This window comes from Rhizobium sp. P2_G2 (assembly GCF_056403555.1).
In genome coordinates, this window is sequence record NZ_JBFUFF010000060.1 from 17,557 (window position 1) to 42,852 (window position 25,296).

Here is a 25,296-nt window from a genome sequence, read left to right on the forward strand (position 1 = left end):
AGAAGTTGTTTGAAGGATTTAAGAATTCGCGCGACTGCGCTTTGGCGTTCAACGTGGTCGCGGCTGCCGGCGACCAGTGGTCAGAAGGGATGAACCGAGTGACTTGGCTTGATGACGCCTTGCATCGCGTCGGGCTTCCGTCAGCGCGAGAGATTCTTGACCAGGCTGCTTTCGGAAATGGCGTCGGATTCACCTGACGACACAAATGATCCGCTCAATGTCGTCGAGGGCTATTTCCTAGCCGTTGGCAGGGAAGTCCTCAACGTTTGGGCAGATGGCGACTCGGCATTGACGCCGAAACGCATCGCGTCTGAAAAGCTGCCAGTAGTTCCGATGTTTGATACAAATGGCCATCTGATACCGGTGAGTAAAACCTTTGACGTGTCAAAATTTTCACCAGAGGAAGTCCGCGCGCTCTGCCAATCTGGCCACTTGGAGGCGAAATTTCATAAGCGCCTGCCGATGATGTCGGGGATTTGGACTTGCATGGGTTCGTCGACATGCACCGCACTTCCCATTTGGGGCAATGCATCTGGTCAAACACCTAAGCCGTCCACGTTGCCTCGTAGGCTTTGTCCTTGAATTCTTTGACGAGGTAGTCGATGAACAAACGCGTCTTGGCCGGAAGGTGATGTCGCGTCGGATATGCGATGTTCATGGTCAGGCGCGGCAAATCCCAATCGTCCATGACCCGAACTAACCGCCCAGACTCCAGATCGTCATTGATGATGTAGGTCGGTTGCGCCAAGATACCGAGGCCATCTAACGCGGCTCTACGAATGATCTGGCCGTCGTTCGAGTTCAGAAGGCCCGTCACCGGCACCATAATCGCCTCGCCACTCCTTCTGAAGGTCAGATGGTTCCAATTGTCGGCAAGCGTGTAGAGGAGCAAATCGTGCTCCACGAGCTCGGCGGGATTACTTGGCGCGCCTCGTCTTGCTAAGTATTCGGGCGACGCTGCGAGGAGCCGCCGGGTCTCGGCGAGGCGGCGAATGGTGATCGAAGAGTCCGCCTCTACCCGGCGCGTGCGGATCGCCAGATCGACGCCGTTTTCAATCAGGTCATAGTAGCGGTTGGAAACCACGACCTCGACCCTGACCTTCGGATAGCGCTGTGTGAAAGCAGGGATCAGAGGACTGAGGTGCAGAAGGCAAAACGAGAGGGAGGCGCTGATGCGCAGGAGTCCGCTGGGGCTCATCGCGCCTTCGCTGACACTCGATTCGGCATCGAGCATTCCCGCGATGAGTTCCTTGCCACGGTGGTAGAACATCTCGCCCTCACTCGTGAGGCTTAACTGCCGAGTTGTGCGCTGTATCAGCCGGGCATTTAGACGCTCCTCGAGAGATTGCAAGTTTCTGCTCGTGGCCGAAACGGACATGTCCATCGCGTCGGCGGCTTTGGTGATACTGCCGTGCTCCGCGATTTGTATGAAGACTTCGATCTCTGTGAGACGATCCATAGCCCGGACATTCTTGCGTTGAGCGCGAACACTATTGCCGATGTTCAAACTTTGCTTGCGCGTGAGCCAAAGCATAATGTAACCCTACTGGAACAGAAGAGCTTCAATTTCTCCAGTGTGTGGAGCAAAAGTTTACAATGACCCAGATCGACCAGTTGAACGGAGTCATCGCATTTGTGCACTCCGCAGAAGCGCTCAGCTTCACGGCGGCGGCCGCCAAGTTGGGCATCACCAAGTCTGCAGTCGGCAAAAGCGTCACGAAGCTTGAAGAGCGCTTGGGCATCAAACTGCTGCACCGGAGCACACGGCGATTGAGTCTAACTCCCGATGGTGAAGCCTATTTCGCAAACGTGCGACACGCGCTTGGCGAAATAACTGCGGCCGAGACAACATTGCTCTCGAAAAGCCAGGTGATTTCAGGGCGATTGCGGATCGACGCTCCGGCAGCGTTCGGACGGCAGATTCTGATGCCTTTGCTGCTGGACTTTTCAAGAGCCTATTCGGGTCTGACTTTGTCGCTCTCGTTTACCGACAAGATCGTCGATCCCGTCGAAGAGGGTGTCGACCTCACAATCCGATTTGGCGAAACTCGCGACTGCACCGGGCTGATATCCAAGAAACTCACAGAGCAACCCGCCGTCGTTGTGGGGTCGCCCTCATATTTGACAGCACGCGGAACGCCTCAAAGCGTCACCGATCTTCAACACCACGATTGCATCTGCGGTTTCGGGGGTAATTCAGCAAGTTGGCGCATCAAGGGTTCAGACGGCGCTGCGGTTCGATATTCGCCCCCTGTCAGTCACCAGTTCGGTGACGGAGAGGCGATCGTGCAGGCGGCGTTGGCCGGTTTGGGGCTCTGCCAAATGCCCCGTTCGCTCGTGAGGGCGCATTTGGAGAAGGGAACCTTGACGTCAGTTCTGGAGCAGGTCGCAGACGTTCCAGTGTCCGTCTATGCCATCTGGCCGGTTACGCGCCATCTGCTGCCGCGCGTTCGAACCGTCGTGGATTTCCTGGCGGAGAAAGGGCGACAAGGAGCCCTTGACTGAGTGAGGTCTGGGGCAATTAGCCCTTGGCGCGCGCAGAGTTCGACAGGCGAAGCTGCTCATTCAACACCAATCTCGGCGACTTTGGTTTGGGAACTATGCCGCAGCATGGTCATGCGGGTTGACGGCTTATCAACTCCAATCCCGTCGGCCAATCGTATGCCGCGTCTCCGTCCCATTGATTATGCAGTTGCGCCGGTCAGATCGTGGGCTTGCTGATAGTCCTATGGATCACGATCGAGGGCGCTCGAATGCTGGGTTTGGAACATCGGATCGGCTCAATTACCCCGGGCAAGCAGGCTGATCTGACAATGCTCAGAGCTACCGACCTCAACATGATCCCGTTGCTCGACCCCGCGAACGGTGGCGATGAACGCCAACGGGCGGCAACGTCGAAACCGTCATGGTTGCGGGAGAGTTCGTGAAACGTGACGGGCGCATTTTTTGAATACAGACCTGGATAAGTTAGCTCGAGAATTGACCGGGTCCTCGGAGTGTTTGATGGCAGAGTTTCGCCAAATTGGTCAGAGGTTGACTTAGGCGGAATTCTTGCGCGCATCGGGAAAGTGTTTTCCGATTTCGGCTCTTACTTGCGGAATTAGCATCAGTATTATCCAAAGCCACCGGAATGGAGGCCGGATTGCGGAGCTCGCAAGCTTGCTTGCTGACCACCGCGGTAAAGTTCCGGCTCAAGGTGTTTCGCGGGTTGACCAGTGCTTGGCGCGTGACTGCACGCCGCCAAAGCCTGGAAGGATGGAGAGGAGTTCGCGTTGAAAGCAATCCGCTACTACGGCAAACATGACGTCCGCATCGAGGACGCTCCCGAGCCAGGGCCACTCCAACATGGCCAGGTTATGGTTGAACCCTCCTTTTGCGGCATCTGCGGCACCGATCTGCATGAATACGAATCCGGTCCGATCTTCACGCCGAAAAAACCAAACACTTACAGCGGGGCAATCCTCCCACAAATCCTGGGCCACGAGTTTGCGGGCCGTGTCCTCTCGGTCGGCGAGGGAGTGGAAACGCTCAAGCCCGGCGACCGCGTGTCCATCCAGCCGCAGATCGGCCCGCGCTTAGACTATTTCGGGAGCCGCAATCTATCGTTCTTGGGACCGAATGCATCTGTCGTCGGTCTGAGCTGGCCATGGGGCGGAATGGCGAAACGAGCGATCGTCCAGGAATACAACGCCGTCCTCATGCCGGACGACGTGACGGACCAACAAGGAGCGCTGGTCGAACCCGCGGCGGTTGCCGTACATGCTGTCGACCGATCCGGATTGACGCCGGGCGGAACGCTTTTGATTACGGGTGCAGGCCCGATCGGCGCACTCGTAGTGTTTGCAGCTCGCGCCGCTGGCGTGACTCGCATTTTCGTCAGCGAACCAAACGCCAACCGTCGGGCACGTATAGCCGCTCTATCGAGCGACGTGACGGTACTTGATCCCGGTTCCTCCGACTTCATGTCCACGATCAAGGACGGGACGGAGGAGGGCGTCGGGGTCGACGCCGCGATTGAGTGCGCGGGCCATCCCCGCGCCCTGCAGACTTGCCTTCAGGCCGTTCGCGCCCAGGGCACCGTCGTCCAGGTCGGGTTAATGGGCGGCCTCGCCGAGATCAGCCCGTTCGACCTGACGATGCGGGACATCACTCTGCGGGGATCGCTGAATTACCCGCTGACCATCTGGCCGCGAATTTTCGAGATGATGAGGACCGGCCTCTATCCAGCTGAGAAGATCGTCGATGACGAAATCGCCATGGATGATGTCGTCGACAAGGGCTTCCGGGAACTCCTGGACCCGAACGGGGGCAAAATGAAGATACTCGTGTCGATGCAGTCCGCCTGAGGCTGTCAACGGACTTCTGTCCAAAGGAAAGATCGAAATTCCGCGAGGAGGGAATCCTCGCGTGGATGTCGGCTGCCCAAGGTTTCGAAAGTTTTCAACCGGGAGCTGGGAGTGCTCCCCAAAATCGGAGGAAGAAATGTCGATCAAGAAATATCTGACGGGGGCACTCGCAGCCACCGTCCTGGGATGGGGTCTGGGATCAGCCGCCCGTGCTGGGGAGTTCGACGGCGTTACCGTGAACGTCATTACATTCACCGGACCGCAGATTGCCGAACCGTTGCAGCGCCGCGCACCTGACTTCGAGAAGCTCACGGGAGCGCATATCAACGTCGTAACCGTGCCGTTCTCGGAACTTTACCAGAAGATTCTAACCGACTGGACGGCTGGCACGAACTCGATCGACGCCGCAGTCTACCCTTCCTCCTGGCTGGTCGACTTCTCCGGCCTACTCGAGGATTTAGATGAACGCATTGCGAAAGACACTGCTCTCAAGATCGACGACATCGCGCCGTTCTTTGATCAGTCCGACCAGATGCTTGACGGTAAGCGCGTCGCCCTCGTTCTGGATGGCGACTTCCATATGATGTACTACCGCACGGATGTTGCGAAAGAGCTCGGCCTTGAGGCACCAAAGACCTGGGACGACTATCTCGCCTTCGCCAAGGCGGCAAACGGTAAGGACCTCAACGGCGACGGAAAGCCCGACTTTGGTTCATGCATTTCCAAAAAGCGCGGCGCGCAAAGCTTCTGGTTCATCAACGACGTGGCGGGCGCATTTTTGCAATCGCAAGGCACGACGCAAGGCATGTTCTTCGACCTTAAAAATTTCAAGCCTCTGATCAACAATGAGGCGTTCGCTGAAGCCCTGCGAATCTTCAAGGAAACCACGCAATACGGCCCGCCGGACGAACTCAACATGGACGTCGGCGACACCCGCAACATGTTCATCTCCGGCCAGTGCGCGCTGTCGCTTGACTGGGGTGACATCGGCGCTCTCGCAATAGACGCGGAGAAGTCCAAGGTCATCGACAAGGTCGGCGCGGCGATCCTGCCAGGTTCGAAGAAGGTCCTCGACCGAGAAACGGGCAAGCTCGTCGACTGCGACGATAAAAGTTGCCCTTATGCGGTAGACGGCGTCAATCACACTCCGTTTGCGGCCTACGGCGGACACTCCGCTTCAATCAACGCCAGGGCCGACCAGAAGGTCAAGGACGCGGCCTACGCCTTCTTCAGCTACATGAGCCAGCCCGCCCAATCGAACGTGGACGTCACCATCGGTAAATCCGGTTTCAATCCGTATCGGCTCTCGCAGTTCGCCTCCACGGACCTCTGGGTCAAGGGCGGCTTCTCGGCCGAGGCGGCCAAGAACTACCTCACCGCCATCGAAGACTCGCTGAACTCGCCGAACATGGGTCTCGATCTGCGTATCCCGAGTAATCAGAAGTACTTCCAGGTCGTACTGGACACGGCGATTGCCCGCTACATGGCCGGCGAAATCGACATCCCAACCACGATGACAACGATCGAAAATGGCTGGAATGAGATCACCGAAGAACTTGGTGCCGAACAGCAGCTCTCTGCCTACAAGGCGTCGATCGGCGCGGAATAGTTGCAGCTGCCCTCGCCATGTTCGTTGGCGGGGGCATTCTTCATAGGGGTTTCAACGTGTCAAACTACAAGAGCCACACAGTGTCGGACTGGTTGGATAGCAGGACGCCAATGGTTTTCGTCTTGCCCGCAGTCGTCTTGATTCTGGGCTTCTCCATTTTTCCGCTGCTGGTTTCTGCATGGATGGCGATCAGCCGTTTCAAGCTCGTCGGCGGCGGATACCAATTCCGCTACGTCGGCTGGCTCAACTTCAAGAAATTGTTCTTTGGTTCGGAGCAGTACCATCTCATAGGCACGTTTGCGGCCATTCCAGTCAGCGGCTGGATAATCCTGCTGGCCGTGGTAGCACTGGTCGGCCTTGGGGCCTACAGATATGCCAATTGCGGTCCGATCACGGTTCTGGGAATTGTAGGGCGTTTGATTTCGTTCGGCGTCGTCCTGTTCCTTGCGTGGCTTATTGCCGCGACGATCGGCACGGGTGGTCAGATGGGTTCGCTTTCGACGACCATTTTCTATGTGACGCTCGGCGTGTTGATTCAGTTCGTCATCGGTACTGGACTCGCCTGGCTGTGCTCGCAGAACATCGCGGCGCGGAGCTTCTTCAGACTGGTCTTCTTCATTCCGCTGATGGTGACTCCCGTCGGCATCGCCTACACGTTCCGCATGATGGTCGACATGAACGTTGGACCGATCTCGCCGATCTGGCAGGCGCTGGGCCTCGGTCAGTTTTCCTGGTCGTCAAATCCGTGGTCAGCCCGAATGGTCGTCATCGTGGGCGATAGCTGGCAGTGGATTCCCTTCATTTTCCTGGTCATGCTCGCGGCCTTCGAGAGCCAGCCCAAGGACGAGTTGGAAGCAGCTTCCATCGACGGTGCTTCCGGCCTCCAGATATTCCGCGACATCACGTGGCCTTCGGTCGCGCCCGTGGCGGCGACGGTCGTTCTGATCCGTGTCATCGAAGCCTTCAAGATCATCGACCTCCCCAACATCCTGACGAATGGCGGTCCGGGCATCGCGTCCGAGTCCCTAACTCTTCACTCTTTCATTCAGTGGCGCTCCCTCGACCTCGGGGCCTCGTCGGCCGTGGCGTACGTGCTCTTGTTCGTATCGACCGTCATTTGCGTGTCGTTCTTCAACTTCGTCGTCAGTCCAGCGAGGAGGACAAGCAGATGAGCATTTTCGAACCCCGCCGTCTCGGCGAAATGTCGCCCGGCATGAAGGTAATCGTCTATTCGCTCCTCGCAATTTGGACGGTCATTGTACTCTTCCCGCTTTACTGGGTGGTGATCACAAGCTTCAAACTGCCGATACAAGTCACCGCCGGCCCCGCTTACATTCCCTTCGTCGATTTTCGACCCTCGATGCATGCCTGGCACTACATCTTCGTCGACCTGGGCAACGACACGCTTCGGCCCTATTTGAACTCGGTGATCGTGTCGGTGTTGGCCACCGTGCTGGTCATGATCGTTGGTTCGCTTGCCGCCTATTCGCTCGCGCGCTTCACATTCCGCCCCAGGCTCCTGACCATCGGCATATTCGTCGTGTCGCTGATCGGCGTCATTCTCCTGGTCGTCGCGCTCGGCGTTAGCTGGCAGATTTCGGTGGCGGCCGGCATCGCGTTGGCTTTCCTGGCAGCCCGCGCGTTTCGAAGGGTGTCGTCGCCTCATCTTGGCAACTCGGACATCCTCTTCTGGATGATATCGCAGCGGATCATGCCGCCCGTCATCGCGGCGCTTCCGATCTACGTGATGTTCCAGCAGATAGGTCTTCTCGACACGCACTTTGCGCTGATCATCACCTACACGACGGTGAATCTGCCGATCGTAGTTTGGCTCATGTACGACTTCTTCGTCACGATCCCGAAGGACCTCGAGGAATCGGCCGAGTTGGATGGAGCAACGAAGTTTCGAATCTTCTTCGAGATCATTCTGCCGCTCGCGAAGCCTGGCCTGGTTGCGACGGCGTTGCTGATGTTCATCTTCGCTTGGAATGAGTACTTGCTCGCACTTTTCCTCTCGAGCGCCCATTCGCAGACCATCACCCTCTTGGTGTCGGCCCAGAACGCCACCCGTGGTCCGCAGTGGTGGTACATGTGCGTCCTCATCATCATCATGGTGCTGCCTGTCATGCTCATGACCCTCTTCCTCCAACGTTTCATTGCGAAGGGCATGCTGCTCGGCGCGGTCAAAGGCTAACTGACATGACGGTAAAACTAGACAAGGTCGCCAAGAATTTCGGCGTGGTGAAGGTGCTTCACGAGCTGGACCTCGACGTGAAGGAAGGCGAGTTCCTCGTTCTTCTGGGAGCGTCTGGCTCGGGGAAGTCGACGGCGCTCCGCATGATCGCGGGTCTTGAGACGACAAGCTCCGGCACGATCACGATCGGCAGCCGCGACGTCACGAACGTCCTGCCCAAGAACCGCGACGTGGCGATGGTTTTCCAATCCTACGCGCTTTACCCGCACAAAACGGTGGCCGAAAACATCGGCTACCCGCTCAAGGTGAGAGGGACGCCGCGCGAAGACATCGCGACGCAGGTGAAGGACGTCGCGGGGCAGGTCGAGCTCCTGCCGTACCTCGACCGCTTTCCGAGACAACTGTCCGGTGGGCAGAGACAGCGCGTCGCGCTCGCACGAGCGATGGTTAGACGGCCAAAAGTCTTTCTCATGGACGAGCCGTTGTCGAATCTCGACGCGAAACTTCGTGGCCACATGCGGGCCGAACTCAAGCATATGCAGCAGGAGCTTGGGATTACGACGATCTACGTCACTCATGACCAAATCGAAGCAATGACGCTGGCTCACCGCGTTGCCCTCCTGGAAGGCGGGCGACTTCAACAGCTGGACACGCCCGCCAACATCTACAACGACCCGGCGAACCTCTTCGTCGCCCGCTTCATCGGGTCCCCGCCCATGAACGTGATACATGGATCGTTGGACGGGTCGACCTTCAAGACGGCCGGGGTCGAAGTCGCGACGCCCGTATCCGGCAACCTTTCGAAGGTCGTGCTCGGCGTCCGCCCTGAGGACTGCGCCATCGTTTCGCCCGACGCCGCGGACCTCAAGGCCAGCATCTATACGATCGAACTCATCGGCGACCACACGTTGGTCACCGTCAATCTTGGCTCCGACATGCTGACGATCAAGGCTTCGAAAGACTTCGCGGGCAAAACCAACGACGTCGTCGGGGTCGCCCTGAGCCGAGACCGCCTTTTCGTCTTCGATGACGCCACTGGCTCGCGTGTCAGGTGAAGGTGATGCCGACAAGAAAATCCGCGGTCCCGAGCGGATCGAGCGGACGAGGACTCCGAAGTGCCGAAAATATGCTCTTTGCAGGAGGCTGTTGCAAACAACCTTCACAATGGCTGTGACGGTGAGCTACCGACCGGCGCAGGGCCGAAGGGGCGGACCCGGCCCGGCGCGCGACCACACCGGCGCGCTGCCGTTGCTGGAACATGTACCTTTTTCCCAAAGGCAGCGCGGTCCGCCCGACGGGGCGAGACCCATACTTCAATTAAGCAATCTTCACACCCTCATGTGAGCTTCATCGTCCAAACTGCACTCAGCGACGCCCAATCAGACGGATGTCGGTTCTGCCCATCAGCCGCCCCTCCCCCGAGCGCACCTCAAGCCGTGAGACCTTCGATCCGTCGACCGCATCGGTCATGTCCGCGGGATGGGCGCCGGGCGCGAACAGCCACCGATCACCCCATTGTCTCAGCGCCACGATGGTGGCGACGAGATCTTCACCCATCTCGGTGAGCATATATTCGTGGCGCTTGGCGTCGGCCGCGACAGGGCGCCGCTCTAGGATCCCACCGGCTGTCAGCTTCTTCAAGCGCGTCGACAGCAGGTTGCGCGACATGCCCAGCCGCTGCTGGAAGTCATCGAAGCGACTCACGCCGCCGAAGGCTTCGCGTAGGATCAGTAGGCTACCCCATTCACCGATGAGATCTACTGCCCGCGCCATCGGACAATCCACATTGGCCCAACTCTTGCGTTCCATGCTTGCTCACTAGCATCGCCCAACAAGTTTCTCAACTCCGATATCCGCGTTCATGGCCTAACTACCAGCTTTCCGCGTGCGTGGTTCGAGGCAAGCACGTCATAAGCGTCTCCCAATTCCTCGAGGCTGTAGACGGCGGTGACAGTCGGTTTGATCGCACCAGCTTGGACCAGGGCTGCGATTTTCGCCATCTGAGCGCCGCTGGTGCGAGTCAACGGCCCATGGAAGGTCGCACCTCGCGCCGCCGCCCGTTCGACATAGGGGCGAACGCCGGCCGCGGCGGCTGCGGCGGCAGGATATGGCAAGCCCATCTCCTGGAAGGACTGGACATCCGCTACAAGGACCAGGCCGACATAGCGCCCGCCCGGCTTGAGGCTATCGATGCCCCTCTCGATCAAAGGACCACACACACCGTCGTAAACGACGTCGAATGGACCGGCCTCGTCGAACCGGGTCAGGGCGTAGTCCAGGACATGGTCCGCCCCGAGGTCTCGCATCCATTGCTGGTTGGACGCGCTCGCGGTGGCGGTGACCTCCGCGCCGAGATGTTTGGCCAGTTGAATCGCGAATGATCCGATCCCGCCAGCGCCTGCCTGGATGAGGACGTGGTCCCCAGCCTGGAGCCCGGCGCGATCAATGAGCGCCTGCCACGTTGTGAGTCCCACCGTCGGTAGGCTGGCAGCCTCGACATGGCTGAGGCCAGTGGGCTTGCGGGCGAATAGGTCAGGCGCCGCTGCGACCCGCTCGGCGTAAGCGCCCTGGGTTCGACTGGGCAGACGTCCGAACACCTCGTCGCCGGGTTTGAATTCGCAGCCTTCGGGTGCGGTCAGGACGGCCCCTGAAATGTCGAAGCCCATGACCTTAGGGAAGGCGAACGGGAAGGCGGAATCGAAGAACCCCTGCCGCATCGCCGGCTCCACTGGATTCACGCCGGCCGCCCTGATCTCTATCAGCAGATCGCCTTCCGAAGCGACTGGATCCGGCAAGTTGCCAGTTCGTAGGTTTTCATTGCCGCCGTAGGCCGTCAGATATGTCGCACGCATGCCTTGTCCCTTTCGTCTTGTTATTGAACTTTTAGACCGCCGCCCAGACTTTGGCAAGCGAAATGACCCGATGGCCCGACCAATGTCTTGATGATGAGCTCCCGACTGCGCCGGGATTGCTTGGATTGCATCCTCTGGGAAATCTCATCCTTCCGGTTCCTCGATATCTCCAAAAGCGAGTTGGACAGGGACCGGGACCCAGCCCTGACAGCCTGCCCTGCTCGATCAGAAAGGCTCGAATCTGGTTGATTGTCGCCGTGCGTCGAGAGATCAGACACGAACGAACTCTATGGCAAGCTTTCAGATCGAGTTGGTCCTGCGTCTTCTCGACGATGCACGGCGGCAGCTTCTTGAAGGTATCGACAAGCGCCAGGCGCTTGATCTTCCTACCGAAGGAATACGTCCATCCTCGGCCCGCCCGCATAACGGTGATGCCGTCGCTGACGTCGAGCACTCCGTCGAGCTTGTGTCTGATGAAGAGGATGGTGCTCCCTTCCGCCCCGAGCCGCTTGAGCAGCGCCGTGCCGAAGCCGACAATGTGAAAAGCCTCCTTGCCTATATCGATGCCGATTGAAGCAAGAGCGGTATCAGGGTCGTCTCCATGGCTGCTTTTCCGATTTAGTGGTTGTGGCCTGTGCAAAGTACCATCGCAGGGTGAGAAGCCGGTCCGCACGAAGTGCGGTTCCGACATCAAAAAAATGCCGCGATATGGCTCGACTATCGGCTCAAAGACTCCTCAAATTCCGCCCTCAGGCCGATGCAGCTGACAATGGAATGGTCCACGCCTCGCCCGGCTTGAGCGTTCGAAACCGCGCACGATCGATGTCGCGCCTGTGGAGTTCCTCTTCAAGCCGTTGCAAAGGCTCCTCGACCGGCTCGTCTGTCAAATTAAAGGTACCGAAATGGCAACCGAGCGCGTGGCGCGCATTGAGAAGGTCAAACGACGCGACCGCTTCTTCCGGCATCATGTGTGCATCTTCCATGAACCATCTAGGCTCATAAGCACCGACCGGCAATATGGCCAGATCGTAGGGACGATCTTTCCGCCTCGCCCTCTGGGCCCACCAGCCTGCCCCAAAGCCAGTATCGCCGGCGATGAAGATCGCATGCTCTTTCCAATTCAGAACAAAGCCGGCCCAGAGCGCCGCATTGCGATCACGGAAGCCGCGCGCTGACCAATGCTGCACCGGCACCGCCGTGACTGAAACGTGTTGCCAATCTGAATGTTCGTCCCAGTCGAGGGCAACGGCCCGCGCCTTCGGGGCCGCCTTGCGGATAATCACGTCGTTGCCCAGCGGCGTGATAATGACGGGGTCATGTTTGTCGACCAGCGTGTTCAGCGTTTTCAGGTCGAGGTGGTCGAAGTGGTTGTGACTCACCAGCACCAGGTCGATTGGAGGCAGATCGTCAATCGCCAGACCGGGCTTGTCCACCCGTCTCGGACCAGCGAACCTCGAGGGACTGGCGCGCTCGGACCAGACCGGGTCAACGAGAAGATTGACACGCTCGAGCTGGATGAGACAAGAGGCATGCCCGATCATCGTCACCCGCAGCGTGCCAGGATCAGCCTGGAGGAGGACCGGATCGGGATCCAGGTTATCAACACGTTTCGGCCAGACCGCGCGCTTGCCACCAAGCCGCCAGCGTAAGATTTGCGAGAGCGACTTTAGGCCCGAGGCGCCGGGCCCAAAGAAACGCTTGCCATCGAAATGGTCGCTGACGGGTCCTTTGTAGTAAGTCGGCATTCGGTCACTTTCGGATTGTGGTTCTAGAAGATGCGACATAGGCACCTCACTGGCCGGCCTGCACGAAAAGCAGGCCGGCCAGTGAGATTTTATCCCTGTCAATTAGCGCAAAGTCCCCCGCGTCGCTAAAGCAGCTTGTCCAAAGTTATCGGCAAGTCGCGAATACGGCGGCCTGTCGCATTGAAGATGGCGTTTGCTACTGCCGCTCCAACCCCTGTGATGCCGATCTCACCAATGCCACGCGCGCCCATCGGTGCGTGTGGATCGGGTATATCGGTCCAGATCACCTCGATCTCGGGTACGTCCATGTGCACCGGCACATGATATTCGGCGAGGCTCGGGTTCATGATGCGCCCCAGCCGTTCGTCGAATAGTGTTTCTTCCATCAAGGCAAGGCCGAGGCCCATGATAATGCCGCCGCGGAACTGGCTGGCTGCGGTCTTGGGATTGAGAATGCGACCACAGTCAAACGAGCCGAGGAAGCGACGCACGCGTATCTCACTAGTTACAGCGTTGACAGCGACCTCGCAGAACATCGCACCGTTGCTGTGCATCGACCAATGCTGCGTCTCGAGCGGCGGCGGTGCAGTGCCCACGACCACCAGTTCGTCGAGCTGCGCACGTGCCAGGATCGCGGCGTAGCTGTCGTGCAGACCCGGATCGTCAAGGTTGGAAAGACCGCCGTTGATGCCACCCACTTCGTCCGCCGTCAGCCCGGCAATCGGCGAGTCGTTGCCCGCAAGCTTGAGCAGTTCGCCCACCAACTCGCGATGTGCGGCGATGACCGAGAAGCCGATTGAAGCGGTCTGTTGTGCACCGGCACCGCGGACCACGCCGGGCTGGAAACTGTCGCCATAGCGAAAAACGACCTTGTTAAGGGGCAGTCCAAGGCGGTCGGCGACCACCTGGGTGTGCGCCGTCATCGTCCCCATGCCCATCTCATGTGCGGCGATCTCGACTGTCACACCGCCGTCGCGTGACAGCGTCATGCGCGCAGCACCGCCCGGCTCGCGGTAATAGGGATAGGTCGCGGTGGCCACGCCCATGCCGATCTGCCACTCACCCTCGCGGCGGCTAGCTGGTGCGGCACGCTTCGACCAGCCGAACCGCTCGGCACCGTCACGGTAGGCTTTTTCCAGATCGCGCTGCGATATCGGCGCGCCAGTCAAAGGATTCTTCTCGGGCTCGTTTTTCAGGCGAAGTTCGATCGGGTCCATGCCCATCTCTACCGCGAGCTCATCGACCGCGCATTCCAGTGCGAACGTACCGACCGCTTCGCCGGGGGCGCGCATGAATGTGTTGGCCAGCGTGTCCACAGTGGCGATCTGGAGGTCGAACTTGAGGCTGCGGCTCGCATAGACGCTGAGCAGCGGCAGGATGAACGGCTCCGGCATCGGGTTATGCGGGCTGACGGCCGCCGTCCCGCTATGGACCAGCGCGTCAAAGGTGCCGTCCACCTGTGCGGCGATGGCGACGCGCTGCTCGGTCTGACCCCGGCCGCCGATGACGCGGTAAACGCCTTCACGCGACAGCATCAGACGTACCGGACGCCCCGACAGCCTCGAGGCCGCCGCGGCGAGAATCTGATGCCACCACAGACACTTGCCACCAAAGCCGCCGCCAACGAAGGGCGAGGTCACACGAACCTGCTCTTCGGCGATCCCGAACACCTCGGCGAGGCTCCAGGCAGTGTGCGCCACGAGCTGCGAGGCGTCGTGAACACGCAGCGTATCCCCGTCCCAGGCAACCGTGCAGGCGTGCAGCTCGATCGCGTTGTGGCTTTGGCGCGGAGTCGTGTAGCTGCCGTCGACCTTGTACGGCGCGGCGGCGATCGCCTTGTCGGTATCGCCGTTTTCCATCTTGAGCGGCATGCCCATCATCATGCCGGTTTGCGTGCCGTTGGTCTTGGCTTCGGCAAACGAAGTAACTGAGGGCTCGGTCTCATATTCGAAGCGGAGCAGCGATTTGGCGTGATCGGCCTGTTCCTGAGTCCGGGCGAGCACCACCGCGATTGGCTGTCCGTTCCAGTGCACGCGGTCGTCCTGCATGATCGGCAGGTCAATGTTTCCGGCAGCCTTTGGCTTGGTATGGAGCAGAGGGGGAAGGGCCATCTTCGGCGCGTTGAGGTGCGTCATCACCAGTGTCACGCCGGGCGCCGCTTCAGCCGCCGCCGCATCGATCCGGCTGATGCGGCCCTTGACCACGCTGCTGAACGCGACCGATGCGTAAAGCATCCCGTCGAGCGGGAACTCGGCCGCGAACGGGGCCGCGCCGCGCACCTTGAGCGGACCGTCGAGCCGCGAGAGAGCCTTGCCGATATTGCCGTGTTGTTCGCTGATCAGGGGATCGGGCCGGCCACCAGGAATGAAGCTGTCCGGTGCGAGTTGGACCGCCTTCATCATCGCCATCTGCACGACGCCTTGCACAGCGTTCTTGGCGTCCTCGAGAATGTTGCTCATGCTTCCGCTCCCGCCAGTCCCATGAGCACGGCGGTGATCGTCCGCGCCGCGAGCTCGATCTTGAACCCATTGTTGTTGAGCGGCTTGGCATCGGCCAGCTCTGCGTCCGCCGCCGCGCGGAATGCCGTCGCCGTTGCCGGGCCGCCTTTCAGCAGCGCCTCCGCCTTGACCGCGCGCCACGGCTTGTGCGCCACTCCACCAAGCGCGAGCCGTACGTCCTTGACGATGCCACCATCGATCTCCAGCGCTGCTGCCACGGACACCAATGAAAAGGCATAGCTGGCCCGGTCGCGCACCTTGCGGTAGCTGGAATGTGCCGCAATCGGCAACGCCGGCAGCTCGACTGCGGTGATCAGGTCGCCAGGCTCGAGCACCGTCTCGATGTCTGGTCGGGTGCCGGGCAGGCGATGAAAATCGCTCAGTGCCACGCTGCGGGTTCCACCCGCACCGTTTATGTGGACCACTGCGTCGAGCGCGGCGAGCGCTACGCACATGTCGGACGGATGCGTCGCCACGCAGGCGTCTGATGCACCTAAGATGGCATGGATGCGGTTAAAGCCGCCGATCGCATCGCAGCCCTCGCCGGGCGCACGCTTATTACAGCGCGAACCTTCATTGTCGAAAAAATAGGTGCATCGCGTACGCTGGAGCAGATTGCCGCCGACCGTCGCCATGTTGCGGATCTGCGCGCTGGCGCCCGCAAGGATCGCGCGGGAAAGCACGGGGTAGCGGGTGCGTACTGCCGGGTGAGCGGCCAGAGCACTGTTCCTCACGCCAGCCCCGATAAGAAGGCTGCCATCCTCGCGCTCCTCGATCGTGTCAGCCAAGCCGGTCACGTCGACCAGCGCCGTTGGCCGCTCTACCGTTTCGCGCATTAAATCGACCAGGTTGGTGCCACCGCCCAGGAACTTGGCGCCCGGCGAAGACGCCAGTGCGAGCGCCTGCCCCGCATCTGTAGCACGCGAATAGGTGAACGGGATCATTGGGCGGACTCCTTATTGAGCGCGCCGGCGTCCGGCGCGCCGCGGGCGCTCCCGTAGACTTCGCTGATCGCATCGATGATGCCGTTATGCGCGCCGCAGCGACAGAGATTGCCGCTCATCCGCTCCTGGAACTCGGCGCGGCTGATGGTGATGGTCTCGGCGGCGAGGTCTTCGGTCACATGGCTCGGGATGCCCCGTTCGATTTCGCTCGCCATGCCGATGGCGGAGCAAATCTGACCCGGCGTGCAGTAGCCGCACTGGAAGCCATCATGCTCGATGAAGGCAGCCTGCAGCGGATGCAAGCTCTCGCCCTTGGCCAAACCTTCGACAGTCGTAATCGCGCGGCCGTCATATTGCACCGCCAGCGCCAGACAGGAGATGATCCGCTCTCCATCAACCAAGACCGTGCAGGCACCGCATGCGCCCTGATTGCAGCCGACCTTGGTGCCCGCGAGGTGCAGATGCTCACGTAGCAGGTCGAGCAGCGAGGTGCGTGGATCGTCCGGGACGGACACCTTTGAGCCGTTCACTTCGATTGGCATAATCCGAGCTCCTTCTGGGTTACCGTCACTCTACAGTTGATCCACTTGAAACATGTTGGCTTCGGCGTTCGGCCAACCGTTCGATCCCATGGCTTGGCCGACTGCGGCTTTGTCAGGAAACCTGGGCACGGCGCCGATATTGCGCTGCTCAACGTATCGTTTGGCACTCCCGTTGATTTCCGGCACAGTCTTCATCAGCAGCAAGTGGATGTTCAGCCAGTTGTTGCCGAAGTCCGGTAACGAGAAGTCCCGGCTGCGCGTCTGGAGACCCTCGTGGCTTCATGGTGATAGCGGCTCCAATATTGGAGTAATCACTCCAGTAAACACATAGAAGGAAGCGTGGGCTTGATCAAGCTCTTTTTGGAGCGATTGCAACAGAATTAGTATTGGAGCATCCGATGGCCTACATTCAACGGAGGAAGCGATGAGCTTCATCAAGAGGTTTGGAGCGATTGCAACAGAAAAGAGAAGAACCCCGGCGACGTCCGGGCCGACCAAAATCCTTTGATCGCAAAGCCGCGCTGCAGCGAGCGCTGCATCTGTTCTGGGAGCAGGGCTATGAAGGTACGTCCTTTGACGACCTCATCGCGACGATGAGTCTCAGCCCATCAAGCTTCTACAACAGCTTCGGCAGCAAGGAGCAGCTCTATCGCGAAGCGGTGGAGGCTTATCTCGTGATGTCAGGCGAATGGTATCGAGACGCGTTCTCCGAGGAGAACGATACGAAGTCAACCTTCCGAAAGATGCTACAGACGGCCGCGCGGGAATTCGTGAGCGCCGATCACCCCAGCGGCTGCATGGTCTCGCTGGCCGGCACGCATGTGCCTCCCAGTCTTGCAGGCTTGCGCGCGACGATGACAGGTCACCGCAGGAACGCTGAGGAGGCGATGGCCGCAAGACTCCGCAAGGGTATTGAAGATGGGGATGTTTCAGCCGCGACCAATGTTGACGCCCTCGCAGCCTACTACAGTGCCGTGTCGCGCGGCTTGGCGGTCCAGGCGCGTGACGGCGCGACGCTCGAACGCCTTCTTCAGATCGTGAGCATTGCAATGAATGCGTGGCCTGTCAGCCCACAGAGCTGACAGTACATTCTCAATTCTGAGCGTGAACAGGGCTCGGCAAGAAGAAGCAGGCGCGAACAACGCTCATCGTCGCGCTGCCGTTGCGATCATCGAACCGCCGCTGAGCCTCCCGCCAGCAATGGCTGCTGGTGGCGCGAGCAGACGCATGTACTGAAAACGACCCGTAAACCTGAAAGTGAATCTTGTTAGGAAATTCTGTAAGTTTAACCAGGGCAATAAGTCTCCTCAGCCGGACAATGCCGTCTCGAATTTGTAAGCTGGATTCTGTTGATGTAGCTTGGCGCAAGTCGCGTGAACAACAAGGTGGCACATAAGCTCGTATGGAAAAGCCTTGCCGTCGCGCGGCTCTTGCATTTATATGGATACTAATATAGTATCTGCAAATGGCTTCAGTAAACACCCAATTTTCCATCGCAGTCCACGTGATGGCGGCAATCGCACATCACGACGGAGTTTTCGCGTCGGAAGTTCTTGCGCGAAGCGTGAATGCGAACCCGGTTTTCGTTAAAAGAATCCTCGTTAAACTCTCGAAGGCGAAGCTCGCCAAGACGACTGTTGGTAAGTCGGGCGGTTATGGCCTGGCACGAAGCCCCGATAGGATTTCGCTCCTAGACATCTATTCTGCGGTAAACCCTCCAGATGCTTTCGCGATCCATACTTATCCCGTGAGCAAGGAGTGTATCGTGAGTTCTAACATCAAGGAAATCATGAGCGACGTGCTGGTTGGCACTGAGGTGGCCGTCCATGGGCATCTGAGCCAGACGACGTTGGCGGATGTGGTGTCGAAAATCAGAGCCAAGGCCAGTTAGCCTTTTGCCCTGATTTTTTTTGGCCATAATAGATACTTTCATAGTAACCAATACCAATCAAAAGGACCACGAAATGACGCAACTGAACGAAAAGTCTCCTGTGATTACCGGTGGCGCTACCGGAACCGGGCCAGCCGCTACAAAGCATGGCAAGGATGCGCCCACCGCCGTTCTCATCGGAGTGACCGGAGGACTTGGTCACGCGCTAGCCAAGCTCCTCGCGGCCGAGGGCTACCGGTTGGTGCTCGCGGCCCGGAGCGAGAACGACGCCGCTAAGCTGACCGGCCGGAACGACGGTTCGGCGATTTACCAGCGCGCGGACGTCACCGATCCGGCGAGCATGGACAAGCTGGCGGCAGTGGCCTTCGAGCACCTCGGCCGGGTCGATGCGGTGGTGAACCTTGCGGGCATCTCGCCGCGCAAAGCCATTGAGGAATACACTTTGGCCGACATCGACGATCTGTTCGCGATCAACGTCAAGGGGCCCATGTTCGTGACCCGGGCCTTCCTGCCTGGACTGCGCAAGCAAGCCGGTAACGCAGTGGTTGTCCACATCGGCGGTGCCATGGACGGCCGGGTGGCGCTGCCGTTTATGAGCTCCTATGCCGCGAGCCGTGGCGCGCTGGCGAGCTATGTGCAAAGCGCCAACCGCGAGCTTGCCGGGACCAACGTAATGCTTTCCTTCTTCGGGCCTGTTCCCTCCAACACCGAGGCCGAATCGCCTTTCTTCGACATGTGGAGCAAGCTGGGCGTCGACCTCTGCGAACCCGACCAGGTCGCGCGCGAGATCCTCGCCACCATCCGCAAACGTCGTCAAGTCCACGTCATGGGCGGCGGGACGCTCAAAATGCTTACGATCGCGAACGCCATATCGCCGTCCATTGCCGACGCGATGGGTCTGCGGAAATTTGGCAAGCTCATGCAGCAGTATCGTCCGCGCTGATCGGGCGTCAGCACTGCGATGAACGCGTGGCCTGTCAGCCCATAGGGCTGACAGTACTTTATAAGCTGTTGCCACAGCACACCCAAATGAAAGCATCTGATGTTCCACCTCATTTTTGGAATTCCCTGGCTGGTCGTTGTCGTACGCTTCATCCAGCCACTGCCATGGATCTGGCCGGCGAAGGCATCACTGACGATGCTTCTGTTGGTCGCATCGCAATTTCATCTGGTTAGTCGCCTCTCTTCCGGCTCGGTCTTCGACCCAGAGTTTCCGCGCCCTTTGGTCATTGCTTTCAATGTCCTTTTCGGCGCGATCGTATTGCTTGGAGTGTTTCAGATTGCGCTAGATGTGGCCTCACTCGCGATCATCCCGTTCAAGGGAGGCTTCCCCTCTGCCCCGGCAGGTCTGCGATATGCTATCGGAGTTTTGGCTATTGGCCTTTCAGCGTATGGTGTCAGCCAGGCAATCAGGGTGCCGCCGCTCAACGACATAGAAATTCCGGTCGCTGGACTGCCTCCCGAATTTGACGGCTATCGGATGGTTCAACTGACCGACCTTCACATCAGCCGTCTGTTCCCAGCCGCATGGACCAAAGAGGTTGTATTGAGGACAAATGCGCTCGATGCGGACCTGATCGTCATCACCGGGGACTTCATCGACGGTGGCGTTGCCCACCGCAAAGACGATGTCGCACCGCTGTCGGGATTGAGGGCACATGACGGTGTCTACGCAATTCCGGGGAACCACGAATATTTCTTCGATTACCAGGAATGGATGCGCCATCTTGATATATTGGGAATGCGGATGCTCTCCAACAGCCACGTCGTCCTCAAGAGAGGCAAAGCAGAGGTCGTACTGGCGGGTGTGACAGACTTCTCCGCCCGCGGGCACGGCGCTCCACCGACGGACCTCGCCGCAGCGATCAAGGGAGCTCCTGCGAACACTCCCATCGTATTGCTCGATCACCAGCCGATGATGGCCAAAAAAGTGGCCGCCTCTGGTGTGGCGCTGCAGCTGTCGGGGCATACACATGGTGGCATGGTTCTCGGCCTCGACCGCTTGATCGCACGCGCCAATGGAGGCTTTGTTTCGGGTCGATACCAAATCGGAGCCATGACGTTGTACGTAAACAACGGAACAGCCCTGTGGCCCGGATTCGCATTAAGGCTCGGCGCGCCATCGGAACTAACCAGAATCACCCTCCGCGCGAAAACCAAGTGATTAGCAAGCATACCTGTCTGTAACATCGTTTGTACGGAAAACGACCCGGACCGTGTGGAAACTCAAAACCAAATTCGGTGCATAGAATGCAATTTCATAGAATTCTGACTTTCAATGATCTGGCAACGCCTTGAAGGGATGCAAACCGCCGACCACGCTATTCTGGTAGAAACGTGACGTTCTATTTCCGGACTTGGAAGACGACGACTCTGTCTGAAGGCGTCCAATATCCGGCATTTGTGACTGCAGTGCAGTCGGCTTCTGCAGCATGCGCCGAACGCCACGCCCGCCGTCTAGAGCCGACGAGCGGCGAATCCTGCGAAAGCCTGACCTCCGGTCACGCCCCATCATTCGGGACCGCGAGGATCCCATTCATCCTCCCGGTCATCGTGGATGTGAGAAATCTCTGGCTCTGGCCGGAACGGCGGCAACTCCGATTGATAGAAATCGTCCAGGGTCAACGCCGCCTTGCCGACCGCCGACAGCTCGACACGAAGTATATGGACGGCAACCTCACCCGCGCCGTCGTCAGCATCCCGATAATCGTGAAGCGTCCAGTTTAGCCAGGGAAAGATCGCCGTCATGAAATAATCGATGGTGTAGGCCGGCATCGCCACATCAAAAGTCAAATCGGCTTCCGCGTCGGGCTCTTCGTTGAAAACGACTTCGGCCCCGCGGAAATTGAGCGTCTTGTTCACCCAATCCTCGACGCGCAAATAGATGTCCGGCTGCTCGGCGAATTGACGGATTGCCGGTAGATCGAGCGCTAACTGAGCCCGGCGTGTACTCGCAAAATCGGAGGCGATGCCCGCAGCAATAAAATGCTCATGTTCCTGGTCGAGGGTCTGGTCGCGCGGTATTCCTATGGCCCAGCCACCATTCTCCCCCTCCTCGATCAGATGCTCTTCGATGCGCTGCCAGAGCGTGATGTTCGTGATCGGATTGTGGAGGATCAGGAAAACCGGAAGCGAATAATTGGTCCAATATTCTCTGTGCCGCGCCTCGCCATAATACACATAGCCGTCGCCCCGCGCTCGGAAGTAGGAAGAGCCGGATTTGATCTGGAGAGCGATGAGCTTGCCGCCAGCCTTGCCGTCCGGATTACGTTTCTCAGCTTGTCCGTCGATGCCATAATCGCTGGTCGGCTGTTCGCGGAAAATCCAGTCGAGCCGGGTGAAGATCAAGCCGACGGCATGAATCCCAGCGCGATCGGTTTGGTCCGTTGAACCAACCATTACTAACACCTTCGTCAAAAAAAGCGGTTTACATGGGCACTTTCGCTGACGATATCTAGTACCGTCTACGCTTCATTCTCCTATATTCACGCCGAACCGGGGCGGTGTAAAGCATGTCGGACAAGTCGGTTCTAAGAAGGGGTCGACCTGCGGTCAATTTCGGCGAGGCTAATACCTTCTACCTCCTTATCGCGCGGGGCCGTCGCCCTGAACAGATTTGAACCCCACAACTCGATTCCAACCACCTGGAGACGTTGGCGTGAAACAGGATTGCCAAACCCTACGATCTGCTCTTAAGAAAACGCCCTGAACCGCGGTCGCCGCTACCTGGAGAACAGTTTGCAAGTCCTTGTCAGAGACAACAATGTCGATCAGGCGCTTCGTTTCCTGAAGAAAAAACTGCAGCAGGAGGGCATTTTCCGGGAAATGCGGCTTCGCGAGCACTATGAAAAGCCGTCTGAAAAGCGCGCCCGCGAAAAAGCCGAGGGAATCCGGCGTACGCGAAAATTAGCGCAAAAGAAGCTGAACCGTGAACTCGGCATCAGTACAGCTAAAAAGCCTAAGCCGGCTTCGCGCTCCAAATAGACACAGCCCATCGCGATCAAATGCGCGGCATGCAAAGGCTTCGCCCGCGACCGCAGTCGGCCAATGGCGCGACGGGGTGGCGGCGGCCGTATTGCTGCTCGCAAACGCCGCCATCCTGACGCTCCGCTAACGCGTTAGGCCGCCACAAATAGTGCAGTTTCTTCTCTGAATGAGAACCGTTGTGAAATGCAAACGCTGTCCCTGCGTGGGCCGCGCGATAGCTCAAGTGTCAGCAGGCTGTCCTCCGGGAAGGCGGGACTGAGCTCGAGTTTTAGATACTCGAACAGCTGGCGATCGTGGACGGCGATCATCACTTGGCGGCCATGCTCCTTCGATAAGGTTCTTAGCAACGCCGCGAAATGCGCAATGTGCACGTCGTCCATCGACTGGACCGGATCATCGAGGATGAGCCAAGGCAGGTCCGGGGGCACCGAGAGATGGAGTCCGATGAACAAGGTCAGCGCAGCAGTATTCAGATTGCCAGCGCTGAGCATGGCGCCCGGCGTGCCACCGGCATCCCCACCATCGCGATGTTCCGTGATCAGCCTCGGTTGAAGTTTCTGTGTTGACGAGTCCGGGATCCGAAAGGCCGGCACAAACGGTTCGCCGGGCGCCAGCCGAACAAACAGATCCCGCCATAGGCGATTGAGTCGGTCATTGAACTCTCGACGGATCATAGCAGAGCGCACGCGGTCGACAGCGTTTCTGATCTCGTTACCTTGGTCGCGCAAAGCCTGGGCACGAGCGAGCGCTTGGTCTGCCCGCTGCCATGTGGCAAAGTCGGCAGCAATCTGCACGTCGGCTTCCTTCCGGCGTGTTACCGCCGTGCGAATCGCCGCGATCATGTCGGCACCGTTTCGCCGCGTCGAGAGACGCTCCTCCAGGCGTGTCGCCTGCGCTGTCAGGATTTTCTCCAGCCGAGCGGCGCCTGCCGAAAAGGTTTCGCCCTCTGCGAGTGCGTCACCACCAGTCGCCAGCGCAAAGTCGTTCAATGTCTCGCGCGCCGCCGCAAGCGACACGTTGTGTGTCTGGGCCTGACTTACGACGCGCCGTGCGGCGACGTCGGCCGCACGTAATCTCCCGCCCGCGCGCAAGGCCTCGGTCAGGGACTCCAGCTCAGCGATGAGTGCGACAATTGCAGCCAGGCGCCGATCAAGCTCTGCCAGCACCTCCTCTTCGAGCCTGCGTGCAGCAATCGCTTCTATCTCGCGGTCCAACCGCTCGATGGTCACATGTAGTTCGCCTCGGGTGCGCCCAAGGGTCAGCAGGCGCTCTGCGGAAGCAGACAGCGACCGCACCTTGCTATGGACATGGTCTTGGAGCGGGATCTTGCTGACCTCACCGAAGTTGCGATCGCAAACCGGGCAGATCTCATCCCCAATGAAGGCCGTCAGCTCCGCAAGCGCGGACCCAAGACTGCCAGCGCCGCTCGACATGCGGGCGACTTCTTCATCAATAGTGTCGCGCTGGCGCTGTGCCACGTCACGCTCATCTTCTGCAGCCGCGTGGCGGGCGATGTCGGCCCGTGCCTGGGTTGCGCGAGTGGAGAGCTGCGTCTGCTCGGTCCTCAGGCGCGTCAGAGCCGTATCGGCAAACTCGCCCGGATCACTCGGCAGCGAAACGTTGGGAAGCTGCGCTTCGACACGACCGCGCAACGCGGCGATCCGGTCGCCATATTCGGCTTCCCAGATTGAGAATGCCCTGCTGGCCTCGTCGGCGCCAGCGGATGGAAGGGCGGATCCGGTCGCGCTTTGCGCGGCGTCGATCTCTCGCCGGATCGACGCCAGCCTTCGCTGTTGGTCGGTCAGCCGCGCGAATGCTTCGGAGTCATTTCCATCCGAAATGGCGGCCTCGACCTCGTGAAGAGCGTCCTCACGCACCCCGACGGGCAGCTCAAGTCCGGTGCAAACGATCGCGAGGTCAGCAGCCAGGCTCCCAATCTGCTTGTCCAACGTATCCTTGGTTTTTCTCTGGTCGGACAGCAGCCGGTCGAGACGCGATTTCTCGTTCTCCGCAGCCAACCAGCCGTCGATATTCTTGCGCACATTACGCACGTCGGAAAGCGGTTTCAGCCCAGCTTCAAGGGCGTCGAGCTGATCAAGCCCCAGCAGCTTGCCAACAAACTGCGCAAGGGGCGACGCAGCGTCGCTCCCGGCGTCCTGGTAGATCTGCAGGAGCTGGCCGAGTAGCGACTGCGGCAAGAACGCCCGCTCCCGGAAGAACGTGGCATGCTGCTCGTCAAGTGAGGTGATCGATGTGACGCCAGCGGAATTCAAAACGGCGTTGAAACTTTGTTCCTGCGCCCCGGCCAGGGTCCTCACAAGCACACTGCCTTCAATCGCCTTGCGATGCAGCAATTGCATTCCATAGCCAGGGTCGGCTCGCTCCAACGACTGTATCTTTCCGGTCAACGCCAGCTCAACGGCCGATAGAAGGCTCGTCTTGCCAGCGCCGTTCTCGCCGTGCACCAGCACCACCTTAGGATTCTCCGAACAATAACGGAATCGCGAATTTCCTGGGGTGCGTCTGATTGACTCATGTGGTTTGGGATTCCCGTCGGGCTCAAATCGACGTATGTCGATGAGATGATCGACGAGGATAGCATCCGATATCGCTGGGAGACGGTTGGGCGCACGCTTGATGAGCGCGGTCGTCGGATGTTTGCGGCGGCCGAGGCGAGCACAGCGGGCT

General features: G+C 59.3%; 24 protein-coding genes and 1 pseudogene. 14 read left to right on the forward strand and 11 right to left on the reverse strand.

From position 1 onward, the window contains the following. Positions 1 to 156 precede the first annotated feature (156 nt). A complete protein-coding gene (locus AC1D06_RS28825) occupies positions 157 to 582 on the forward strand; it encodes a hypothetical protein (RefSeq protein ID WP_477989291.1) in 426 nt (141 codons plus the stop codon). Here the strand turns inward: AC1D06_RS28825 and AC1D06_RS28830 are convergent. After that, entirely contained in the window at positions 545 to 1,534 is a 990-nt protein-coding gene (locus AC1D06_RS28830; RefSeq protein ID WP_477989292.1) for a LysR family transcriptional regulator, read from the reverse strand. The genes AC1D06_RS28825 and AC1D06_RS28830 overlap by 38 nt on opposite strands. Before the next feature lie 62 nt (positions 1,535 to 1,596). On the opposite strand from AC1D06_RS28830, the gene AC1D06_RS28835 reads away from it, so the two are divergent. The 7 genes from AC1D06_RS28835 to AC1D06_RS28865 all read left to right on the forward strand — a co-directional run bounded on the left by AC1D06_RS28835 (position 1,597) and on the right by AC1D06_RS28865 (position 9,204). After that, positions 1,597 to 2,505, forward strand: coding sequence for a LysR family transcriptional regulator (locus tag AC1D06_RS28835; RefSeq protein ID WP_477989293.1), 909 nt, complete (start codon positions 1,597 to 1,599; stop codon positions 2,503 to 2,505). Between the two features lie 248 nt (positions 2,506 to 2,753). After that, positions 2,754 to 2,927, forward strand: a complete 174-nt coding sequence (locus AC1D06_RS28840) for a hypothetical protein (RefSeq protein ID WP_477989294.1) — start codon at positions 2,754 to 2,756, stop codon at positions 2,925 to 2,927. Between the two features lie 345 nt (positions 2,928 to 3,272). Beyond that, positions 3,273 to 4,346, forward strand: a complete 1,074-nt coding sequence (locus AC1D06_RS28845) for a 2,3-butanediol dehydrogenase (RefSeq protein WP_477989295.1) — start codon at positions 3,273 to 3,275, stop codon at positions 4,344 to 4,346. A gap of 136 nt (positions 4,347 to 4,482) precedes the next feature. Further along, positions 4,483 to 5,955 carry an ABC transporter substrate-binding protein gene (locus AC1D06_RS28850; protein WP_477989296.1) on the forward strand — a complete coding sequence of 491 codons (1,473 nt, stop codon included), beginning with the start codon at positions 4,483 to 4,485 and terminating at the stop codon, positions 5,953 to 5,955. A 110-nt stretch (positions 5,956 to 6,065) separates the two neighbouring features. Beyond that, positions 6,066 to 7,127, forward strand: coding sequence for a carbohydrate ABC transporter permease (locus AC1D06_RS28855; protein ID WP_477989297.1), 1,062 nt, complete (start codon positions 6,066 to 6,068; stop codon positions 7,125 to 7,127). Then, positions 7,124 to 8,149, forward strand: coding sequence for a carbohydrate ABC transporter permease (locus AC1D06_RS28860; RefSeq protein WP_477989298.1), 1,026 nt, complete (start codon positions 7,124 to 7,126; stop codon positions 8,147 to 8,149). The genes AC1D06_RS28855 and AC1D06_RS28860 overlap by 4 nt, the downstream gene beginning before the upstream one ends. 5 nt (positions 8,150 to 8,154) lie before the next feature. After that, positions 8,155 to 9,204: an ABC transporter ATP-binding protein gene (locus AC1D06_RS28865; RefSeq protein ID WP_477989299.1), complete on the forward strand. Its 1,050-nt coding sequence runs from the start codon at positions 8,155 to 8,157 to the stop codon at positions 9,202 to 9,204. 310 nt (positions 9,205 to 9,514) lie between these two features. Here the strand turns inward: AC1D06_RS28865 and AC1D06_RS28870 are convergent, their stop codons facing one another. The 3 genes and pseudogenes from AC1D06_RS28870 to AC1D06_RS28880 form a co-directional block, all read right to left on the reverse strand. Next, positions 9,515 to 9,958 carry a winged helix-turn-helix transcriptional regulator gene (locus tag AC1D06_RS28870; protein ID WP_477989301.1) on the reverse strand — a complete coding sequence of 148 codons (444 nt, stop codon included), beginning with the start codon at positions 9,956 to 9,958 and terminating at the stop codon, positions 9,515 to 9,517. A gap of 50 nt (positions 9,959 to 10,008) precedes the next feature. Further along, complete coding sequence (locus AC1D06_RS28875) at positions 10,009 to 11,001, reverse strand: NADP-dependent oxidoreductase (RefSeq protein ID WP_477989303.1); 993 nt, start codon at positions 10,999 to 11,001, stop codon at positions 10,009 to 10,011. Positions 11,002 to 11,123: 122 nt separating this feature from the next. Next, positions 11,124 to 11,329, reverse strand: a pseudogene (locus tag AC1D06_RS28880) (IS110 family transposase); the annotation flags it as partial. Here AC1D06_RS28880 and AC1D06_RS28885 point away from each other — a divergent pair. Further along, positions 11,291 to 11,575 (forward strand): hypothetical protein, encoded by a 285-nt coding sequence (locus AC1D06_RS28885; RefSeq protein ID WP_477989329.1) that lies wholly within the window; start codon positions 11,291 to 11,293, stop codon positions 11,573 to 11,575. The pseudogene AC1D06_RS28880 and the gene AC1D06_RS28885 sit on opposite strands and share 39 nt — an antisense overlap. Before the next feature lie 175 nt (positions 11,576 to 11,750). Here AC1D06_RS28885 and AC1D06_RS28890 read toward each other — a convergent pair whose 3' ends face one another. The 5 genes from AC1D06_RS28890 to AC1D06_RS28910 form a co-directional block, all read right to left on the reverse strand. Further along, positions 11,751 to 12,746, reverse strand: coding sequence for an MBL fold metallo-hydrolase (locus tag AC1D06_RS28890; protein ID WP_477989305.1), 996 nt, complete (start codon positions 12,744 to 12,746; stop codon positions 11,751 to 11,753). A gap of 125 nt (positions 12,747 to 12,871) precedes the next feature. After that, complete coding sequence (locus tag AC1D06_RS28895; RefSeq protein WP_477989325.1) at positions 12,872 to 15,148, reverse strand: xanthine dehydrogenase family protein molybdopterin-binding subunit; 2,277 nt, start codon at positions 15,146 to 15,148, stop codon at positions 12,872 to 12,874. 53 nt (positions 15,149 to 15,201) lie between these two features. Then, positions 15,202 to 16,188 carry an FAD binding domain-containing protein gene (locus tag AC1D06_RS28900; protein ID WP_477989307.1) on the reverse strand — a complete coding sequence of 329 codons (987 nt, stop codon included), beginning with the start codon at positions 16,186 to 16,188 and terminating at the stop codon, positions 15,202 to 15,204. Next, positions 16,185 to 16,730 carry a 2Fe-2S iron-sulfur cluster-binding protein gene (locus AC1D06_RS28905; RefSeq protein WP_477989308.1) on the reverse strand — a complete coding sequence of 182 codons (546 nt, stop codon included), beginning with the start codon at positions 16,728 to 16,730 and terminating at the stop codon, positions 16,185 to 16,187. Before AC1D06_RS28905 ends, AC1D06_RS28900 begins: the two co-directional genes overlap by 4 nt. A gap of 30 nt (positions 16,731 to 16,760) precedes the next feature. Further along, positions 16,761 to 16,934 carry a hypothetical protein gene (locus AC1D06_RS28910; protein WP_477989310.1) on the reverse strand — a complete coding sequence of 58 codons (174 nt, stop codon included), beginning with the start codon at positions 16,932 to 16,934 and terminating at the stop codon, positions 16,761 to 16,763. Between the two features lie 248 nt (positions 16,935 to 17,182). On the opposite strand from AC1D06_RS28910, the gene AC1D06_RS28915 reads away from it, so the two are divergent. From AC1D06_RS28915 to AC1D06_RS28930, 4 genes are all read left to right on the forward strand, one after another. After that, positions 17,183 to 17,812, forward strand: coding sequence for a TetR/AcrR family transcriptional regulator (locus AC1D06_RS28915; RefSeq protein WP_477989311.1), 630 nt, complete (start codon positions 17,183 to 17,185; stop codon positions 17,810 to 17,812). 383 nt (positions 17,813 to 18,195) lie between these two features. Beyond that, positions 18,196 to 18,621 (forward strand): RrF2 family transcriptional regulator, encoded by a 426-nt coding sequence (locus tag AC1D06_RS28920; RefSeq protein WP_477989313.1) that lies wholly within the window; start codon positions 18,196 to 18,198, stop codon positions 18,619 to 18,621. 73 nt (positions 18,622 to 18,694) lie between these two features. Continuing rightward, positions 18,695 to 19,564, forward strand: a complete 870-nt coding sequence (locus AC1D06_RS28925) for an SDR family NAD(P)-dependent oxidoreductase (RefSeq protein ID WP_477989315.1) — start codon at positions 18,695 to 18,697, stop codon at positions 19,562 to 19,564. A gap of 99 nt (positions 19,565 to 19,663) precedes the next feature. Then, positions 19,664 to 20,785 (forward strand): metallophosphoesterase, encoded by a 1,122-nt coding sequence (locus AC1D06_RS28930; RefSeq protein ID WP_477989317.1) that lies wholly within the window; start codon positions 19,664 to 19,666, stop codon positions 20,783 to 20,785. Positions 20,786 to 21,132: 347 nt separating this feature from the next. Here the strand turns inward: AC1D06_RS28930 and AC1D06_RS28935 are convergent, their stop codons facing one another. Continuing rightward, the gene (locus tag AC1D06_RS28935; protein ID WP_477989327.1) at positions 21,133 to 22,020 is read right to left on the reverse strand and encodes a DUF4365 domain-containing protein; all 888 of its coding nucleotides are present in this window, start codon (positions 22,018 to 22,020) and stop codon (positions 21,133 to 21,135) included. 339 nt (positions 22,021 to 22,359) lie between these two features. On the opposite strand from AC1D06_RS28935, the gene rpsU reads away from it, so the two are divergent. Then, positions 22,360 to 22,605 (forward strand): 30S ribosomal protein S21, encoded by a 246-nt coding sequence (gene rpsU, locus AC1D06_RS28940; RefSeq protein ID WP_477989319.1) that lies wholly within the window; start codon positions 22,360 to 22,362, stop codon positions 22,603 to 22,605. 134 nt (positions 22,606 to 22,739) lie between these two features. On the opposite strand, the gene AC1D06_RS28945 is transcribed toward rpsU, so the two are convergent. Continuing rightward, a complete protein-coding gene (locus AC1D06_RS28945) occupies positions 22,740 to 25,082 on the reverse strand; it encodes an AAA family ATPase (RefSeq protein WP_477989321.1) in 2,343 nt (780 codons plus the stop codon). Positions 25,083 to 25,296: the final 214 nt, after the last annotated feature.